Source organism: Azospirillum argentinense (assembly GCF_000632475.1).
Classification (GTDB): domain Bacteria; phylum Pseudomonadota; class Alphaproteobacteria; order Azospirillales; family Azospirillaceae; genus Azospirillum; species Azospirillum baldaniorum.
Map to the genome: position 1 here is coordinate 1,855,533 of NZ_CP007794.1, position 18,485 is coordinate 1,874,017.

The window sequence follows — 18,485 nt, forward strand, 5'->3', positions numbered from 1 at the left end:
ATGGCCGGAACGGACATGGACCTGGGCGAATCGCAATCGATGCCCACGGCGGCGCCTCGGGAGGCGTCGTGCCGGCCTATGCCTGCGCCCAACGCCGGGTCCACCGCCGCCGATTCGCCGGATGGCGGAGCGGCCTTGCGCAACAGCGCGGAACGCAAGGTCGTCACCATCCTGTTCGCCGACATCGTCGAATCCTCCAGCATGGTCTCCGGCCGCGACCCGGAGGAAGCCGACCAGACCCTACTGACCATCCTCCAGATCCTCACCGACGCGGTGGGGCGCTATGGCGGCACGGTGGCCCAGGTGCTGGGCGATGGCATCATGGCGGTGTTCGGCGCCCCCTCCGCGCTGGAGGATCATGCGCTGCGCGCCTGCCTCGCCGCGCAGGACATCGCCCGCTCGGCCATCGATTCGGACGAGTTCAAGATGCGAATCGGCATCAGCTCCGGCGAGGTGGTGGCCCAGATCATCGAGACGGGCGTCTGGACCGACTACCGCACGGTGGGCGAAACCGTGCACGTCGCCGCCAAGCTCCAGCAGCGGGCGCAGCCCAACAGCGTGCTGCTGAGTCGCGAGACGCTGGACCTCGTGCCCAAAGGGTTGACCGTCCGCCCGGCGGGGACGCTGCGCCTGTCCGCCACGGCGGAGCCGGTGAGCGCCTTCGCGCTGGAGGCGGCGCGGGCGATGCGGCTCACGGCGATGGACCTGCTGTCGGCCGAAGGCACCCTGTTCGTCGGGCGCCGGCCCGAACTGGCGGTGCTGACCGGCGCGCTGCGGCAGGCCGAGCGGGGCCGCGGCGCCTGCGCCGTCCTGGTCGGGGAAGCCGGCATCGGCAAGTCCCGGCTGACCGGAGAGCTGATGCGCAGCGCGGAGGCGGAGCCCTTCATTACCACCATCTGGCCGCAGTTCCCGATCCGCCGCCTGGGCGACCCCGACGACCTGGAGGCGGCAGCCCGTTGCCTCGCCCTGGCGGTCTGCGGAACGGCGGATGACCCTTCACCGGATGCTGCGGCAGGGGACGGCGTGGCGGTGGCGCGCCTGACCGCCGCCGCCACGCGCAACGGCGGCGAGCTGGCCGGCGAGGCGATGCGGGAGCTGCTCGGCCAGCCCTCCGTCCACCCGCTGTGGCAGGGGCTGGACCCCGCCCAGAAGGCCGATTTCAGCGTCGAGGGGCTGGTCGCGGCGATCCGCGAGCTGTCCGTGGAGCGTCCGCTGCTGATCCTCGTCGAGGACGCGCACTGGACGCGCGGGCTGACCAACCGCCTGCTCGACGCCCTGGCCGAGGGGGTGGAGGACGCCCGGGTCTTCGTCCTGGTCACCTCGCGGCCCGACACGCCGGGCGGCTGGTCCGCGCCGGATTCGGTCCACACCATCGCGCTCGAACCGCTGGAGCCGTTGCAGGCCGACGAGTTCCTGGACCATTGGCTGGGGCATAGCCCGTCGCTGGCCGATCTGAAGGCGCGCGTCGCCACGCAAAGCCAGGGCGTGCCGCTCTATCTGGAGGAGTCGCTGCGCACCCTGGAGACCACCGGGGTCATCGTCGGCAGTCCGGGCCGCTACAGCCTTGGCAAGACCGATGCCCGGATGGTCCTGCCGGCCACGGTGCACGGCTTGCTGGCCTCGCGGATCGACGCGCTGGAACCCGGTCCGCGGCGGGTGCTGATGCACGCGGCGGTGATCGGCACCTCGGTCGATCTCGGCCTGCTGCGCGCGGTGTCGCCCATCCCCGCCGCCGATTTGCCGGCCGCCCTGGCCCGGCTGGAGCAGAGCGGCTTCTTCGCGCGCTCCCGCCTGCTGCCCAATCTGGAGCTGACCTTCCGCCACGCGCTGGTTCAGGAGGTCGCCTACGCCACCCTGACCAAGCGGGAGCGTCAGCCGCTGCACGGGCGCGTCCTGCACGCCCTGCGGCGGCGGTCCGACCGCAACCTGCCCAACCGGGCGGAACTGATCGCCCACCACGCCTTCTACGCCGAGGATTGGCCGCTCGCCTGCGCCTATGGCCGCCGGGCCGGGCGCCGGGCGGAGATGCGCTGCAAGCATTTCGACGCCGGGCGCTTCTACGAGCAGGCTCTGAAGGCCCTGGACCATCTGCCGGACACCCGCCGCAACACCCAGCGGCGGATCGACCTCTGGGTCGGCATTCCCCTCGTCCTGCTGCCGCAGGGGCGCCAGCTGGCCGGCGACCCGCTGGAGGAGGCGCGGGACATGGCGCTGGAGATCGACGACCGCATCCGCTACGCCCGCGCGACCTCGCTCAAGGCGTCCTTCCAGTGGGTCTACGGCGTGCTCGACGGGGCCATCGCGCTCAGCCGCAGCGCGCTCGACCATCTGGGCAACCAGGGGACGATGGAGCTGCGCATCCAGGGGCTGATGCGGCTGGGCGGCATGCTGGTGGACAAGGGGCACTTCCCGGAGGCTCAGGAGAAGCTGGAGGAGGCGCGCACCCTGGCGCTGGCTCATGCCCCCCGCGCGCGGTTCGGCCTGACCGCGGTGGCGGTCGCCATCACCGCCGCCTACCAGGGCCGCTGCCTCGCCGAGCTGGGGCGCGACGACGAGGCCGTCCGGGTGATGCTCCACGCGCTCGACATCGCGGAGGAGGTCGGGCACGCCTTCTCCGTGTCGTCGGTGAAGGTCCATCTGGCGCTGGTCCACATCATCGGCGAGCGCTTCGCCGACGCGCTGCCTCTGCTGAAGGACGCCGTGACGATCACCGAGGCGACGCGCCTGCACATCTTCCAGCCGATCACGCTGGGCGCGCTAGGCTACGCCATCGCCCGCACCGGTGGCGCCACGGAGGGCGCACGGCTGCTCAACGCCAGCCTGGAGCAGGCGCACATCCTGAACCACTCGCTGCCCCGGCCGCGGATTCTGAACTGGATGTCCGATCTCGCCCTGGAAACGGCGCAGCACGACACCGCGATCGGTTGCGCCGCCAAGGCGCTGGGCATCGCGACGGACGCCGGCCAACTGTCCGAGCAGGGCTGGTCGCACTTCGCCCTGGCCCAGGCCTTCACCGCGGTCGGCCAGCATCGCGAGGCCATGGAGCATCTGGCGGCTGCCGAGACGATGAGCCGCCAGCTGTCCATGATGCCGCTCGCCGACCGCTGCCGGGCCTTCCGCCGCTGCCTCGCCGCGTCCGGCCCAGTGACGTGATCCGGCTGACGCGATGCGGGTGACCTGATCCGGGCGAACGCTCCTCCGGAGCGTCAGGCAACCAGCGTGGTGCTGCCCGCGGCGGTGCGGCGGAAGTGATTCAGCACATAGACCCGGACGCTGGTGGCGAAGGGAATGCCCTCCGTCCGGCTGTCGTGGATGTCGGCGCACAGCGCCTCCAGCGATTTGCCCTGGGACTTGGCGATGTCCTTCAGCCCGTCCCAGATCGTCGCCTCCAGCCGCAGGCTGGCGCGGCGCCCCCCGATCGTCAGCGAGCGCGTCACCACGGCGGGCGGCGCCGTGAGCGAGCTGAGGTCGGCCATCTCGTCGAGGCTGCGGGGAATACGGCGGTCCAACTTCATCGGTACGCTCCTGTCTCGGCTTGCCGGTTCTCGGCCTCGCGGTTCTTTCCCGGATCTCCGGAATTTTTCCGGGACTGCACATCCGGGACCGACATGCGCGTGGACTGACATACGCGTGTGCGTGTGTAAGCGATTCTTACCCGGGCACGGGGCGTCCGGCATGTGAAGTTCTTCACAGTCCGGACGGGGCATTCCAGCGAAGGTTCCGACATACCGCAGTATTCGCGGTTCCTCGAAACCCACGCCCAGGAGCTGTTCCCATGACCGCCATCATCGACCAGACCGCCCTCATCCGTGGTGCCGACGGCCGTCTCTTCGCCGTGACCGCCCAGGGTGTGACCGAAGTTGCCGAGCAGGCCGCCGCGCTGACCGCCACCGCCCGCATCGGCGACCGCCGCGCCTTCAACAGCGACGACCACGAGGCCGCCCGCCACGCGATCACCCCGGGCCTCTGATCGGCGGGGCGAACCTGCAGGGCCCGCTGCTCGGGCCTGTTCTTCGGGCCGTGGCGGCCGGCGTTTTCCCTGGCCGGCCTGCCACGGTCCCCGCCCGCTCCCTCGTCCTTCGCCGGTTTTCCGTCCGGCTCAACCACGGGCATACCAGGTCGGCATCCTACGGCGGAGACCCTCTTCCATGCCCCTCGATTTCGTCCGCGGCCTCGCCCGGGACCCGGCCATGTCCGACCAGCCGTTGAAGGTCCACACCACCGGAACCCACCGGATCGCCACGCCGGACCAGACTCTGGCCCGCGTCGCCCCCTTCCTTCCCGTCATGGGCATCACGCGGGTGGCGAACGTCACGGGGCTGGACAACGTGGGCATACCGGTCGTGATGGTGACCCGGCCGAATTCCCGCTCCATCTCCGTCGCCCAGGGCAAGGGCGTGACCCTGGCCGCCGCCAAGGCGTCGGGCGTCATGGAGTCGATCGAGAGCTACCACGCCGAACGCATCACCCTGCCCCTGAAATTCGCCAGCTACGACGAGCTGCGCTGGACCCACCGGGTGGTCGATGTCGCCCGCCTGCCGCGGCTGTCGACCAGCGCCTTCACCCCCCACACCCCGATGCTGTGGATCGAAGGCGACGATCTGCTGGGCGGCGGGCGGACGTGGGTGCCGTTCGAGACGGTGCATCTGAACTTCACGCTGCCGATGCCGCCGGGGTCCGGCTGCTTCCTGGCCGGTTCGAACGGGCTGGCCTCGGGCAACAGCCTCGCCGAGGCGACCGCGCACGCCATGACCGAACTGGTCGAGCGCGACGCCGCCACCCTGTGGCGCCTCGCCTCTCCGGAGGCCCAGGCCGCCACCCGCATCGACCCGGACAGCGTCGCCGATCCGGTCTGCCGCTCGCTGCTCGACCGCTTCGACGACGCGGGAGTCGCGGTCGGCCTGTGGGACATCACCAGCGACATCGGCCTGCCGGCCGTCCTCTGCCGCATCGCGACGCGGGACGACGCGCCGCAGCACAGCATCCGTCCGGCCATGGGCATGGGCTGCCACGCCGCGCGGGAGGTCGCCCTGTCCCGCGCCCTGACCGAAGCGGCGCAGAGCCGGCTGACCTTCATCGCCGGGGCGCGCGACGACATGCCCCGCTCCGAATACGAACGCCACCTCGACCCGGCGCAGCACACGCGCTGGACGGCGCTGATCACCGAGGGGGCCGGGCGCCGTGACTTCGCCGCCATCCCCAGCCTCGCCGGGCGCACCGTCGAGGAGGATCTGGCCTGCCAGCTCGCCCGGCTGCGCGCCGCCGGCATCGAGGAGGCCGTGGCGGTGGACCTGACCAAGCCGGAATTCGGCATCGCCGTGGTCCGTCTGGTCATCCCCGGCCTGGAAGGGCTGGACTCCTCCCCGGACTACGCGATGGGCGCGCGGGCGCGCGCCGTGGCCGGCGTTTGAGGCCGGAGTTGGTATCGTGAGAGCAAAGGTGGAGACTCCCATGCAGACGCCGGACGGCCTCTACGTCTTCCTCGGCCCCACCCTGCCCCGCCCCGACGCGGCCCGGCTTCTGGACGCCACCTATCTGCCGCCGGTCGCCCAGGGCGACGTCATCCGGCTGTGCGAGCGCAAGCCGCGGGCGATCGGCATCGTCGACGGTTACTTTGAGAACATCCCATCCGTCTGGCACAAGGAAATCCTGCACGCCATCCACCAGGGGGTGGCGGTGTTCGGGGCATCCAGCATGGGCGCCCTGCGCGCCGCGGAGCTGCACCCCTTCGGCATGATCGGCGTCGGCGCCGTCTTCGACGCCTTCCGCGACGGGCGGCTGGAGGACGACGACGAGGTGGCGGTGATCCACGGCCCGGCGGAACTCGGCTATCCCAGCCTGTCCGAGGCCATGGTGAACATCCGCCGCACGCTGGCGGACGCCGCGCAGGAGGGCGTCGTCCCCGCCGCCACGGCGCGGCGGCTCGAGGCGATCGCCAAGGCCCTGCCCTATCGCGAGCGCGGCTATGGCCGGCTGCTCCGCGTGGCCGCCGCCGAGGGCCTGCCGGAGGAGGAACTCGCCGACCTCCGCCACTGGCTGCCCAAGGGACGGTGCGACCAGAAGCGGGAGGACGCCCTGGACCTGCTCCAGACCATGCGCCGCTGGGCCGCCTACGGCGCGCCCGCGCCCGAGGCGCGGTTCCATTTCGAGCACACCGCCCTGTGGGACCGCGCCCTGCGGGACGGGGCGCATCGTCCCGCCCCGCATCCCTCGGCGGGGAATCCGCTGGACTGATCGTCCGCCGGGTGCCATCAACGGTCCGACGGAACTCAACCGGGACCGCGAGCGCCATGGCCTTACTGAAGGACGTCGCCGGCATCCTGCGGCGCAACCGAATGTTGGGCGTTCTCGACGACGCCCGGATGCAGGAACTGGTCGCGCTGGGCCGGGTGTCGCGGTTCCACGAAAACCAGACCGTTTTCAGCAAGGGCGATCCCGGCGATTGCCTGTACGCGATCATGAAGGGGCAGATCGCCGTCTCGACCTCGTCCGAGGACGGCAAGACGATGCTGCTCAACATCCTGAACCCCGGCGACGTGCTGGGGGAAATCGCGCTGATCGACGGCAAGGACCGCACCGCCGGGGCCACCGCGCTGCGCCCGGCGGAACTGTTCCGCATCGACCGTCCGGAATTCATCTCCTTCCTGGAGCGCCACCCCTCGCTGTGCATCCGCATGATGGGCGTGCTGTGCGAACGGCTGCGCTGGGTGTCGGAGAACATCGAGGATGCGGTTTTCCACGACGTGCCACGCCGGCTGGCCCGGCGTATCCTTCTGCTGGCGGACACTTATGGGCAGAAGACGCCCGCCGGACTGCGCATCAACCAGCCGGTGTCCCAGGAAGCCCTGGCGTCCATGCTGGGTGTCACCCGCGAGATGGTGAACAAAAGCCTGCGTGCATTGCGCAGTGCCGGAGCGATTACCTATAACAAAGGTTTTATTGTCGTCACCAATCTATACATGCTTAGGGATATGGCGGGAGAGTCGGGTGACGTGCCGTAAGGTCACTCAGCACGTCCGGTGAGTTTTATCGTCGCAAATTTTTTCAATCACGCTATATTGACTGCACGATAAAAAACACGGCTGACAGTCAAGGAATACAGGGCTATGTCGGGTCAGGATTCACAGGCGTCCAACGCGCCATCGCCGCTGAACGCCATCCCGCTGGTGGCGCGTACCGTCAAGCTGTTTGGGCGCCCGACGCAGCTTCGGCTGGAGCCTTCCTATTGGGAAGCGCTGGACGACATCTGCCAGCGGGAAGACCTGACCGTGGATGAACTGTGCAGCGACCTCAAGGACCGCCTTGATTCGCAGTCCCGCAGGTCGCGCGGCAACGCCGTGTCGCTGGCCAACGCGGCCCGCGTGTTCATCGTCGGCTACTACCGCAAGGCGGCGACCGAGAAAGGTCACGACCGGGCCGGCCATGGCCGCGGTGACCCCTTCGTCAGCACGCCCTTCGATCTGCCTCCGGCCCAGCCCGCCAAGGAAGGCTGATTTCCTGGTGGTGTTTCCGCCCAACAGACCATGGTGCGAAGACAGGACGGTGGCCACCGTTCTGCCGTGAGGAATTGCCGCGTCGGCTTGACAAGGTGCAACGTCCGGCTTGCACCGCGACGGGATTTGGTGTGTTGATCGGTCCTGCGGCGTCGCGCGGTCGGCTGACCCGGCCATCCGTGGGCCGCCCTTCCCGTCAACCGCGGAGCCGACCGTTCATGAGCGGGACCCAGCCGTCCGCCATCCGACCGATGTTTGCCCGCTGGCTCCGGGACCGCTCCTTCCTGTCGGGCTTGGCCGCCCTGCTGGTTCTCATGGCGGTTCTGACCGTGCTGGTCCGTCACAACTACCTGCTGTTCCATCTCTGCGTGGAGATGTTCGCCGTCGCCATCTCCATGACGATCTTCACGATCGCCTGGAACACGCGCGACACCAACCAGTCGCCTTTTCTCGCCTTCGTCGGCCTGTCCATGCCCGGCATCGCGCTGCTGGACCTGCTCCACGCCATCGCCTTTCCCGGCATGAACGTCATCGGCGAGGCCAGCGCCAACCAATCCACCCAGCTCTGGATCGCCGCCCGCGGCCTTCAGGCGGCGGTTTTCCTGGCCGCGCCGCTGCTGACCGAGACGCGGCTGCGCGCGGGCGACGTGCTGCTGATCCAGGCCGCCGCGTTGGCCTGCGCCTTCCTGTCGATCTTCACCTTCGGCATCATGCCCGACGCCTTCGTGCCGGGCGTCGGGCTGACCTCCTTCAAGATCGCGGCCGAATACACGTTCAGCGCCGCGGCGGTCGTTGCCTGCCTGCTGCTGTGCGGCAAGCGCCGGCAGTTCGAGCCCAGGGTGTTCGGCCTGACCTTCGCCGGCATCGCCCTGCTGGCCCCGCAGGAACTGATCTTCACGCTCTACGACGATCCCCATGGGGCGATGAACGCGCTGGGGCATTTCATCAAGATCCTGTCCTTCTACCTGCTGTACCGGGCAATCATCGTCACCGCCCTGCGCAACCCCTACGACCTCGCCTTCTACCGGATGCGCCGCAGCGAGGAGGCCCTGCGCGACCATCTGAGCGGTCTGGAGACGCTGATCGCCACCCGCACCGCCGAACTGCGCGAGAGCGAGGCGCGTTGGCGCGCGCTTCTGGAATGCTCCAACGACTGGTTCTGGGAAACCGACGAGCGTGGGCGCTTCACCGCCCTGTCGCCGCGGGCCCAGGAATCCACCGGGCGCGGCGGGGCGGAGCTTCTGGGATTCACCCACGCCGATCTTCTGGACCGCAACCGTCCCGAGGAGGATTTCCCCGTCCTGACCGAGGCCCTGCACCGGCGGGAGCCCTTCCGCCGCCTCTCCTTCCCGCTGGCCTCGCCGGGTGGAGCCGCGCGCTGGGTGATGGTCAGCGGCACGCCGCGCTATGACGGCAGCGGCACCTTTCTCGGCTACCGCGGAACGACCAGCGACATCAGCGCGCGGCGCCAATCGGCGGAAGCCGCGCGGCAGAAACAGACCATGGCGGCGCTCGGCAGCCTCGTCGGCGGCCTTGCCCACGAGATCAACAACCTGCTGCAACCGGTCATCAGCCTGTCCGATTTGGCGCGCGGCCGCGTCGAGGAGGATCGCAAGCTGCAGGCCTACCTGAACGCCATCCATGACAGCGGCGTGAAGGCCCGCACGATCATGCGCGACGTCCTCCAGTTCGCCCGCGTCGAGGTGGCCGAGTCGCCGCCGGGCAATCTTGAGGAAGCCGTGCATTCCGCCCTGGAACTGGCCGCCCCCTCGATGCCGCCGTCCATCGAGACGCGTGCGCGTCTGGAACCCGGTCTGGCCCCGGTGACGATCACCGCAACCGAACTGACCCAGGTCCTCCTCAACCTGATCCAGAACGCCCGCGATGCCATGCCGCAGGGCGGCACCCTGGCCATCAACGCCCTGTCCCTGACCCGGAAGGAGCGGGACACGCCCCTCCACCCGCTCGGCGAAGGCCGGTATGTGCGGCTGGCTGTGACCGACACCGGCACGGGAATGGACGAGGCGACGCGCCAGCGCGTGTTCGACCCCTTCTTCACCACCAAACCGGTCGGGAAGGGGACGGGGCTTGGGCTTTCGGTGGTATATGGTATTGTGCGCAACGGGGGCGGCGACGTTTGGGTCGAGAGCACCCCCGGACGCGGGACGTCCTTCATCATCGACCTGCCCACCGCCCCACCCGGCGGACCGGGCCAAACGACAGATGGGATGCTGGTTCATGGCGAAGGTGCTGGTCGTTGAGGATTCAGCCGCCGTGCGGCTGGCGGTGACCGAAGTGATCGAACAGGCGGGCCATGAGGTCATGGAGGCGGAAAACGGCCGCGTCGCCATCGCCCTGCTGGACGGAGGCGCGGTCTTCGACCTGATCGTCACCGACGTGCTGATGCCCGAAGCCGACGGGGTGGAGGTTATCAAGGCCGCGCGCACCCGCAACCCCGACGGAAAGGTGCTCGCCATGTCGGGCGGGGCGCCGAACCTGCCCGCGGGCTATGCCTTGAAGATGGCCGAAATGTTCGCGGCGGACGCTGTGCTCTACAAGCCCTTCCTCAATGAGGAGCTGCGCAAGGCGGTGGCCCGCCTGCTGTCCGTGACACCGGACTCCGAGCCCGGCTGACGGCCGCAAACCAACAGCATGCCATCGAGCAGCGGGCCAAAGAACAGCGGGCAAAAGACAGCGGGCCGACACCGTCCCGCTGTGTCTTCCGGCACACAATGTGTCCGGCAGGCATCATGGCGGCCATCGCTCCCCTTGACCGAAGTTATCCACAAAAAAGTGCATAAGATGGTGGATAAGGCTGTTGAACCCTCGGTCCCGCCTGCCCGCCGCGAGGGTACCGCGAGACACCCCTGAAACGGCACCGATTCGGGATCCGCCTCCCCGAACGGCCAGCATCGGCGCACCCCATGCACCGTCCCCTACCCCTAAGATGGTCTGGTCCGTCCCGCCTCCCCTCGCCACTATGACATCATGCTTTGCGATGGTGGAAAGGACGGCGGATGGCCCATTTTCTCGTGACCGGCGGCTGCGGATTCATCGGATCGCATCTGGCCGACCGGCTGATCGGCGACGGGCACCGGGTCACCATCCTGGACGACATGAGCACCGGCCGGTTGGAGAACAAGCCGCTTCTGGCGAAGCTGGTGGTCGGCGATGTCGCCGATCCGGACGCGGTCCATCAGGCGATGCAGGGGGTGGACGGCGTGTTCCATCTGGCAGCCGTCGCCTCCGTCCAACGCTCGCGCGAATTGTGGGCGGAAACCCACCGCACCAACCTGTCGGGCACCGTCACCGTCTTCGAGGCGGCGCGCAGCGCCCGCAACGGCAACCCGGTGCCGGTGGTCTATGCCTCCTCCGCCGCGGTCTACGGCGACAACACCGCCACCCCGCTGCGCGAGGACGCCGCGACGCGTCCGCTGTCCGCCTACGGCGTGGACAAGCTGGGCTGTGAGCTGCACGCCAACGTCGCCTGGGCCATCCACGGTGTGCCGACGACGGGCTTCCGCTTCTTCAACGTCTACGGGCCGCGGCAGGACCCGTCCTCGCCCTATTCCGGGGTGATCTCGATCTTCGCCCGCCGCGTGGCGCAGGGTGAGGACGTGACGATCTTCGGCGACGGCGAGCAGGTTCGCGACTTCGTGTTCGTCGGCGACGTCGTGCGCTTCCTCGTAAAAGCGATGGAGCGCCAACCCCAGGGGGCGGAGGTCTTCAACCTGTGCACCGGCCGCCCGACCTCGCTGCTGATGCTGCTTGAGGTGCTGCAGGAGCTGTGCGCCAGCCGGGTCCGCCGCCTGCACCAGCCGGCGCGGGCGGGCGACATCCGCGTGTCCATCGGCGACCCGGCCCGGCTGCGCGCCACCTTCGGCGAAGGCTGCCGGTTCGGCCTGCTGCAAGGGCTGAGCGCGACCCTGACCGGGGAGATGCCGCGGTAAACCCGCGGGGGTCCCTCCCCTACACGTCGCGGCTTTCCAACCGGGGCAGCCCGACGACCTTCAGGCGGCTTTCGCTGAGTTCCCCCACCTGATCGAGGATCGGCAGGGCGACCGCGGCGACGTGGGCGTTGATACGCTTCAGGTCGCGCAGGATGTCGAGCACCAGGGCGCTGGTCTCGATGCTGGCGGCGTCGCCGCGGCGCACGCGGTCGAGATGGCGGGCGGTGGCGGTGCGCTCCAGCGCCCGCACCGCGTCCTTGCCGGCGATGAGCTGGCGGGCCAGCCGCCGGTCCTCCCCGATCAGAATGCCCAGCGCCGTGCGCAGGTTCTCCACCGTGCGGCGGTGCAGCTCCTCGACCTCGCGGAAATCCTCCGGCGCGAAATGCAGGTGGTGACGGATGCGCTTGGCGGCGAGTTCCATCAGGCTCTTGTCGATGATGTCGCCGATGTGCTCCAGGTTGATGGCGAAGGCCATCAGGTCATCGACCCGCCGGGTCTCCTCGGCGTCGAGGTGGCGGCGGCCGAGCTTGGCGAGGTAAAGCTTGAGGGCGGTATGCAGCCGGTCCACCCGGTCGTCGGCGCGGCTGACCTCGGCGATCGGACGCTCGTCGTTCTGGCGCAGGGCGGTCAGGCTGCGGCGCAGCATATCCTCCACAAGATCGCCCAGCCGCAGGGTTTCGCGCACCGCACCGGCGATGGCGACGGAGGGCGTCTCCAGAGCCGATTCATCGAGATGCCGGGGCGTCGCCGCGTCCTCCCCCGCGTCCTCCGGCTGGGGCAGCAGCCCTTCGGTCAGCCGGGCGAGCGGAGTCACCAGCGGCAGGAAAAGCAGCGCCAGCGCCGCGTTGAAGGCGACATGCGCGCTGACCACCGCCGTCAGCGGGGCCATGCCGGCCAGGAACGACGACGCCACCGGCACCAGCGGCAGGGCCAGCAGCGACCCGGTCACCCGGACCAGCAGATTGCCCAGCGGCACCCGCCGCGCCATCGCTCCGTCGGCCGACGTCGCCAGCACCGCCGGGATGGCGCCGCCGAGATTGGCGCCCAGGACCAACGCCACCGCCGTCTCGGTCCCGATCACCCCCGCCCCGGCCAGCGACCCCGCCAGCATCACCGTGGCGAGGCTGGAATGCACCGCCGCGGTCAGTGCCGCCGCGACGATCAGGGCGAAGAACGGCTCGCCGCCCAACGCCTCCAGCATCGCCTGGACCAGCGCCGACTCCCGGACCGGCAGGGTGGCCGCGCCCAGCAGCTTCAGGGCGAGCAGCATCAGCCCGATGCCGACCAGGATGCGGGCCAGCGCCCGCCGCCCGCGATGCTCGCCGCCCAGCGCGTGCAGCGCCCCGCCGAGCAGCAGCAGGCTGGGCGACAGCCAGTGGAGATCGATGGCGAGCAGCCGGGCGACGAGGCTGGTCCCGACGTCGGCGCCCAGCATCACTGCCAGCGCCATGGGGGTGGTCATGAAGCCCTGCCCGGCCATCGAGGCGGTCATCAGGGCGGTGGCCGTGCTGCTCTGCACCGCGATGGTGGCGGCGACCCCGGCCAGGAAAGCGGCCAGACGGTTGCGCGTGCCGTAGCCGACCCAGCGGCGAACCGCCGCGCCGCCCCACCGGAAGACACCCGTCCGCACCAGCCGCAGCGCCCACAGCAGCAGCGCCACGGCGCCGAGGATGTCGATCAGGACCAGGGTGGGCGAGACGGCGGCGGTCGTGATGGCGGGCCTCCCGGCGTGTGGGCCTCAACAACAGGACGATGGAGAGTGGGGCGTCATGAAAACGTAACAATCGCAGGGCGCAACCTGATCCCCCGCGAAAGGCGTATCCCTTTTTGCCAGGATACGGCTTTTACCCCCGCGTCACCAGCCGGATGCCCAGCGCCACCGGCAGGATGCCCAGCAGGTCCCAGGGCTGCACCGTTTCGCCCAGCAACGCCCAGCCGAACAGCATGCCGAGCGGCGGCATCAGGAAGTGATAGGCGCTGGCCTCCGTGGCGCTCGTCCGCTGCAGCAGGCGGAACCACAGCAGGTAGCCGCCGATCGACACCACCAAGGCCTGATAGGCCAGCGATCCGGCAAAACCGGCGGTCAGCCGGATCGACCCGGCGTCCTCCAGCAGCAGCCCGAGGGGCAGCAGCGCCAAGCCCGCCGCCAGCACCTGGACCCCGGTCCCGGCGAGCAGCCCGGTCCGTGGCGCCAGCCGCTTGAACAGCAGCGTCCCCGCCGACAGCGCCACCAGCGCGCCGACCGCCAGCGCGATGCCCAGCGGCGCGTCCGTCCCGCTGCCCAGCCGCCCGCGGACAACCAGCGCCACCCCGGCCACCCCCAGCGCCAGCCCCAGTGCCTTGCGCCGGTTCATCGCCTCGCCCAGCACCAGGGCGGCCAGCGCTGCGGTCAGCACCGGGTTCGCGCTGACGATCAGCGCCGTCAGGCCGGAGGACACGTGGGTCATGCCGCTGTAACTCAGCCCCAGATAGAGCGCGTGGTTGAGCAGGCCGAGCAGCGCCAGCAGGCCGAGCGTCCGCCCAGCCATCCCCCGATACTCGCCCCGCCACGCCGCGACCGCGACGAGCAGCGTCCCGGCCATCAAAAAGCGGAAGGCCAGCAACAGCAGCGGTGGGCAGTTGGCCAGCCCGATCTTCCCCGCGGCGAAGGCCGAACTCCAGGCGAGGCAGAAGGGCACGACCAGGGCAAGCGGCGCTGCCCGCGGATCGGCCAGGGGTAAGGGGTGCGTGGCGGCGTGAGTCATGGACGGTCCTCTCCCATGCGGAAGGTTGTGCATTGGAGAGAGGATGGCGCGAGGTCTTTCCATTTGGAAATTGGATGATATCATCCATTGCATTCGAAACCTGAATGATTGGTCCGATGCGCGAGATGGATCTGGGCCTGTTGCGCACCTTCGTTTCGGTGGTGGACGCCGGCGGCTTCACGCGGGCCGGCGAGCGGGTGCACAAGACGCAATCGACGGTCAGCCAGCAGATCCGCCGGCTGGAGGAGCAGGTTGGCCTGCCGCTCCTCGACCGCAACAGCCGCGCCGTCGCACTGACCGACGACGGCGAGCGGCTGCTCGGCTACGCCCGCCGGCTGCTGGCGCTGAACGACGAGGCGAACGCCGTGCTGTCCGGGCGCCCGGCGGCGGAGGTGGTGCGGCTGGGCGTGCCGGAGGATTACGCGGTGGAGCGGCTGCCCCGCCTGCTCGCCGACTTCGCGCGGGCGAACCGGCGGCTGCGGCTGGACGTGCGCTGCGACCTGTCGGTGCGCCTGCGCGCCGACGTGGAGTGCGGCGACCTCGACATCGCCCTGATCAAGCAGGAACCCGGCCGCCCCGGCGCACTGCGCGCGTGGCGGGAGCCGCTCTGCTGGATCGGCCCGGCGGCGGAGGACCTGCACCGCGAGGACCCGCTGCCGCTGGTGCTTTTTCCGCAGGGCTGCGTCTACCGCAACCGCGCGGTGCATGAGCTGGAACGCGCCGGGCGGCGCTGGCGGGTCGCCTATTCCAGCCCCAACCACGCCGGGGTCCGCGCCGCGGTGTCCGGCGGGCTGGGCGTCAGCGTGCTCCCCCACAGCGCCCTGCCGCCCGGCGCGCGCTTCCTCGGCGTGGCGGACGGCTTGCCGGCGCTGCCGGAGACGGAGCTGGCGCTGCTGACCGGAAGTGCGACGCGCGGCGCGGGGGTGGAGATGGTCACCGCGCTGCTGACGGAGAGCCTTCCCGAACCGGTGTGGGCGTGAGGAGCACGGCGGGGCGGGGCAAGGACGGGTTAGCCCTTTCGCGCACCCCAAAAAGGTCACGCCCCCCACGGTCGTCGGATGGATGAAGACTCCGCCCCCGGATGTTCATTCGGGTGAGACGTACCCTGGAGCCATCATGACGCACATCCGCTTCACCCCCAAATCCATCGCCATCGCGCTGCTCGCCGGTGTGGCGGCCTTGGGCGCTGGAGCGTCCCCGGTCCTCGCCGACCCGCCCGATTGGGCGCCGGCCCACGGCTGGCGCGCCAAGCAGGAGCGCCATCACGAGCGCGAGCGCCACGAGCGGGGCCGCTATTACGAGCACGGCTACATCGACGGCGGCTATGGCGACGGCCGCGTGGTGATCGTGCGCCGCCCCCCGCCGGTGGTGGTCTACGAGGAGCCGCCGGTCGTGCATTACGCCCCGGCCCCCGTCTACATCGAGGAGCCGCCGCCGGTGATCGTCCAGCAGCGCCCGCGCGTGGTCCGCGCCGCGCCACAGGTGGTGGAGTGCGGGCCGCTCGACGGCGACCTGATCGGCGTGCTCGGCGGGGCGGCCGTCGGCGGGCTGGTCGGCTCGCAGTTCGGGCGCGGCGACGGCAAGCTGGCGGCCACCGCCGCCGGCACGCTGGGCGGCGCCATGCTAGGCGGCGCGATGACGCGCGGCGGCGGCTGCTAAGCCCCGAAAGAGGTCAGCCGACTCCCCAGCCGCCGGTGTCCGGGAAGGGGACCGGCGGCGCCGGGGCCGTGGTGACCGCGGCTGGGGCCACCAATCCCGTGGGCAGCGGCGGCGCGTCCGCCGGGGTCGGCAGCAGCCGCGCGGCCTTCGTCCACCAGCGCGGCTGTGCGGCCTGGATCGAGCGGGCCGCGGCGGCGGCGTGCTCCGCATCGGCGTAGAGGCCGAAGCAGGTCGCGCCGCTGCCCGACAGGCGGGCCAGCAGGCAGCCGTCCGTATCGTCCAGCGCCGCCAGTACCGCGGCGATCACCGGAGCGACGGTCAGCGCCGGGTCGGTCAGGTCGTTGCGCCGTTCCCTCAGCAGCGCGGCCAGCGCCGCGGCGTTGGCCGGCGCCCCGGTGAAGCGGGCCGGAGCGGAGAAGGCTCCCCGGCGCGCCTTGAACACCGCGGGAGTCGGCACCGGCACGCCGGGGTTGACCAGCACCGCGAAGGTCTCCGGCAGGGCCGGCGCCTCCTCCAGCACCTCCCCCACGCCGCCGAAATAGCAGCTCCGCCCGGCGACGCAGACCGGCACGTCGGCGCCCAGCGACGCCGCGACCTCATAGAGGCGCTGGTCGGTCACCGGCACGCCCCACAGCCGGGCCAGGGCACGCAGCGTCGCGGCGGCGTCCGCCGAACCGCCACCGATTCCGGAGGCGATGGGCAGGACCTTTTCGAGCGCGATCATCGGGTCGGCCTCGCGCCCCAGCCGGGCGGCCAGCGCGTAAGCGGCGCGGATGACAAGGTTCTGTGCCGGGTTCTCGCCCATCAGCGCCGGGCCGAAGGGGCCGGAGATGGCCAGTCGCGGCCCGACCGGCGGCAGATCGACCCCGCGCAGCGCGATCCGCGCCACGCCCGGCTGCACCGTCACCCGGTCCGCCACCTCGGCGAAGGCGACGAGGCTGTCCAGCTCGTGATAGCCGTCGTCCCGGCGGCCCACCACATGCAGATAGAGGTTCAGCTTGGCCGGCGCAGCTTCGGCGATGGCGTTCATGGTCGGGTCCCCGCAAACGAAAAGCCCTTCCTCCCGACAGGGGGAAGACGGGCTTTATGCGGCATGGCCGCGGTGAGCGCCAGAGCCCTGGTGCCCGGTCACCGGACAAACGGGGTGGGCCGGGCGCGTCTTCCACCCTTGACGCCCCGCTCCGGCGCGCCTAGCTTTCCGGCCATGACGACGCGCACGCACCATTTCAGCCGCTATTATCCGCTGCTCCCATAGGGCGGCGCGTTCGGTCTTGACCATATGAACCATGCCGCCGCTGACCGGCGGCATGTGCTTCGACAGATGATCTCCGGGACGCGGCCCTTCCCTTCCGGAGATCAGCACCATGGCGACCCCCGCCGCTTCCAGCCCCTTCCAGTCCGACTTCCTGCGCGTGCTCGATGAGCGCGGCTTCCTGCATCAGGGCAGCGACCTGTCGGGCCTCGACGCCTTGCTGCGCCAGGGGCCGGTCGGCGCCTACATCGGCTTCGACGCCACGGCGGACAGCCTGCATGTCGGGCATCTCGTCTCGATCATGGTGCTGCGCTGGTTCCAGAAGACCGGCAACCGGCCCGTCGTGCTGATCGGCGGCGGCACCACGCGCATCGGCGACCCCAGCTTCCGCGACACCAGCCGCCCCATGCTGGACGACGCGCAGATCGCCGCCAACATGGCCGGCATCGGCCGGGCCTTCGCCCAGTACCTGTCCTTCGGCGACGAAGAGCCGAACGGCGCGGTGATGGTCGACAACGCCGACTGGCTGGACGAGTTGCGCTACATCCCGATGCTGCGCGACATCGGGCGCCATTTCACCGTCAACCGGATGCTGAGCTTCGATTCCGTCAAGCTGCGGCTCGACCGCGAGCAGCCGCTGACCTTCCTGGAGTTCAACTACATGATCCTCCAGGCCTTCGACTTCCTGGAGCTGTCGCGCCGCCACGGCTGCCGGCTGCAGATGGGCGGGTCGGACCAGTGGGGCAACATCGTCAACGGGATCGAGCTGGCCCGCCGCGTCGACGGGACGGAGCTGTTCGGCCTGACCACGCCGCTGCTGACCACCGCGTCGGGCGCCAAGATGGGCAAGACGGCGGCGGGGGCGGTGTGGCTGAACGCCGACCGGCGCAGCCCGCACGACTTCTGGCAGTTCTGGCGCAACACGGAGGACGCCGACGTCGGCCGCTTCCTGCGCCTGTTCACCGAACTGCCGCTGGACGAGATCGCCCGGCTGGAAGCGCTCCAGGGATCGGAGATCAACGAAGCCAAGAAAATCCTCGCCCATGAGGCGACAGCCCTCTGCCACGGCGTGGCGGCGGCGGCCGAGGCGGGGGAAACCGCCCGCCGGGTCTTCGAAGAGGCCGGGGCCGGCGGCGGCCTGCCGACGGTGGAGGCCGCCCGCGCCGACCTCACCGCCGGCGTCCGGCTGGCCGATCTGCTGGCCGCCGCCGGGCTCGCCGAGTCGAAGGGGGCAGCACGGCGGCTGATCCGCGACGGCGGGGCGCGGGTGAACGGCACTCCCGTCACCGACGAGGCGGCGCTGCTGACCACGGCGGACCTCGACGGCGAGGGCCTCATCCGCCTGTCCGCTGGCCGCAAGCGCCACGCGCTGGTCCGGGTTCGGTGA

At 70.4% G+C, this 18,485-nt stretch carries 16 protein-coding genes; 12 read left to right on the forward strand and 4 right to left on the reverse strand.

What is annotated here, in order from left to right; all coding sequences use genetic code 11:
- Positions 1-78: 78 nt before the first annotated feature.
- Positions 79-3,153 carry an ATP-binding protein gene (locus ABAZ39_RS22440; RefSeq protein ID WP_051658366.1) on the forward strand — a complete coding sequence of 1,025 codons (3,075 nt, stop codon included), beginning with the start codon at positions 79-81 and terminating at the stop codon, positions 3,151-3,153.
- A gap of 53 nt (positions 3,154-3,206) precedes the next feature.
- On the opposite strand, the gene ABAZ39_RS22445 is transcribed toward ABAZ39_RS22440, so the two are convergent.
- Positions 3,207-3,515, reverse strand: coding sequence for a ribbon-helix-helix domain-containing protein (locus tag ABAZ39_RS22445; RefSeq protein WP_051658367.1), 309 nt, complete (start codon positions 3,513-3,515; stop codon positions 3,207-3,209).
- A 260-nt stretch (positions 3,516-3,775) separates the two neighbouring features.
- Here ABAZ39_RS22445 and ABAZ39_RS22450 point away from each other — a divergent pair, with 260 nt between their 5' ends.
- The 8 genes from ABAZ39_RS22450 to ABAZ39_RS22485 all read left to right on the forward strand — a co-directional run bounded on the left by ABAZ39_RS22450 (position 3,776) and on the right by ABAZ39_RS22485 (position 11,443).
- Positions 3,776-3,970, forward strand: a complete 195-nt coding sequence (locus ABAZ39_RS22450; RefSeq protein WP_040135081.1) for a hypothetical protein — start codon at positions 3,776-3,778, stop codon at positions 3,968-3,970.
- A gap of 178 nt (positions 3,971-4,148) precedes the next feature.
- Positions 4,149-5,411, forward strand: coding sequence for a YcaO-like family protein (locus ABAZ39_RS22455; RefSeq protein WP_040135084.1), 1,263 nt, complete (start codon positions 4,149-4,151; stop codon positions 5,409-5,411).
- A gap of 40 nt (positions 5,412-5,451) precedes the next feature.
- Positions 5,452-6,234 (forward strand): TfuA-like protein, encoded by a 783-nt coding sequence (locus ABAZ39_RS22460; RefSeq protein WP_051658368.1) that lies wholly within the window; start codon positions 5,452-5,454, stop codon positions 6,232-6,234.
- A 56-nt stretch (positions 6,235-6,290) separates the two neighbouring features.
- Positions 6,291-7,001: a Crp/Fnr family transcriptional regulator gene (locus ABAZ39_RS22465; protein ID WP_040135086.1), complete on the forward strand. Its 711-nt coding sequence runs from the start codon at positions 6,291-6,293 to the stop codon at positions 6,999-7,001.
- Positions 7,002-7,106: 105 nt separating this feature from the next.
- Positions 7,107-7,493 (forward strand): ribbon-helix-helix domain-containing protein, encoded by a 387-nt coding sequence (locus ABAZ39_RS22470; protein WP_051658369.1) that lies wholly within the window; start codon positions 7,107-7,109, stop codon positions 7,491-7,493.
- 218 nt (positions 7,494-7,711) lie between these two features.
- The gene (locus ABAZ39_RS33295) at positions 7,712-9,754 is read left to right on the forward strand and encodes an MASE3 domain-containing protein (RefSeq protein ID WP_051658370.1); all 2,043 of its coding nucleotides are present in this window, start codon (positions 7,712-7,714) and stop codon (positions 9,752-9,754) included.
- Positions 9,732-10,127, forward strand: coding sequence for a response regulator (locus ABAZ39_RS22480; protein ID WP_040135088.1), 396 nt, complete (start codon positions 9,732-9,734; stop codon positions 10,125-10,127). Before ABAZ39_RS33295 ends, ABAZ39_RS22480 begins: the two co-directional genes overlap by 23 nt.
- Before the next feature lie 383 nt (positions 10,128-10,510).
- Entirely contained in the window at positions 10,511-11,443 is a 933-nt protein-coding gene (locus ABAZ39_RS22485; RefSeq protein ID WP_040135090.1) for an NAD-dependent epimerase/dehydratase family protein, read from the forward strand.
- Between the two features lie 19 nt (positions 11,444-11,462).
- Here the strand turns inward: ABAZ39_RS22485 and ABAZ39_RS22490 are convergent, their stop codons facing one another.
- Complete coding sequence (locus ABAZ39_RS22490; protein ID WP_247881687.1) at positions 11,463-13,103, reverse strand: Na/Pi cotransporter family protein; 1,641 nt, start codon at positions 13,101-13,103, stop codon at positions 11,463-11,465.
- A 184-nt stretch (positions 13,104-13,287) separates the two neighbouring features.
- On the reverse strand, positions 13,288-14,187 hold the full coding sequence (locus ABAZ39_RS22495) for a DMT family transporter (RefSeq protein WP_040135094.1): 900 nt from the start codon (positions 14,185-14,187) through the stop codon (positions 13,288-13,290).
- 116 nt (positions 14,188-14,303) lie between these two features.
- On the opposite strand from ABAZ39_RS22495, the gene ABAZ39_RS22500 reads away from it, so the two are divergent.
- Positions 14,304-15,167 (forward strand): LysR substrate-binding domain-containing protein, encoded by an 864-nt coding sequence (locus tag ABAZ39_RS22500; protein WP_247875013.1) that lies wholly within the window; start codon positions 14,304-14,306, stop codon positions 15,165-15,167.
- Between the two features lie 136 nt (positions 15,168-15,303).
- Entirely contained in the window at positions 15,304-15,846 is a 543-nt protein-coding gene (locus tag ABAZ39_RS33300; protein WP_051658373.1) for a glycine zipper 2TM domain-containing protein, read from the forward strand.
- Positions 15,847-15,859: 13 nt separating this feature from the next.
- Here the strand turns inward: ABAZ39_RS33300 and ABAZ39_RS22510 are convergent, their stop codons facing one another.
- Positions 15,860-16,876, reverse strand: a complete 1,017-nt coding sequence (locus ABAZ39_RS22510) for a 4-(cytidine 5'-diphospho)-2-C-methyl-D-erythritol kinase (protein ID WP_040135098.1) — start codon at positions 16,874-16,876, stop codon at positions 15,860-15,862.
- Between the two features lie 334 nt (positions 16,877-17,210).
- On the opposite strand from ABAZ39_RS22510, the gene tyrS reads away from it, so the two are divergent.
- Positions 17,211-18,485 (forward strand): tyrosine--tRNA ligase, encoded by a 1,275-nt coding sequence (tyrS, locus tag ABAZ39_RS22515; RefSeq protein ID WP_040135100.1) that lies wholly within the window; start codon positions 17,211-17,213, stop codon positions 18,483-18,485.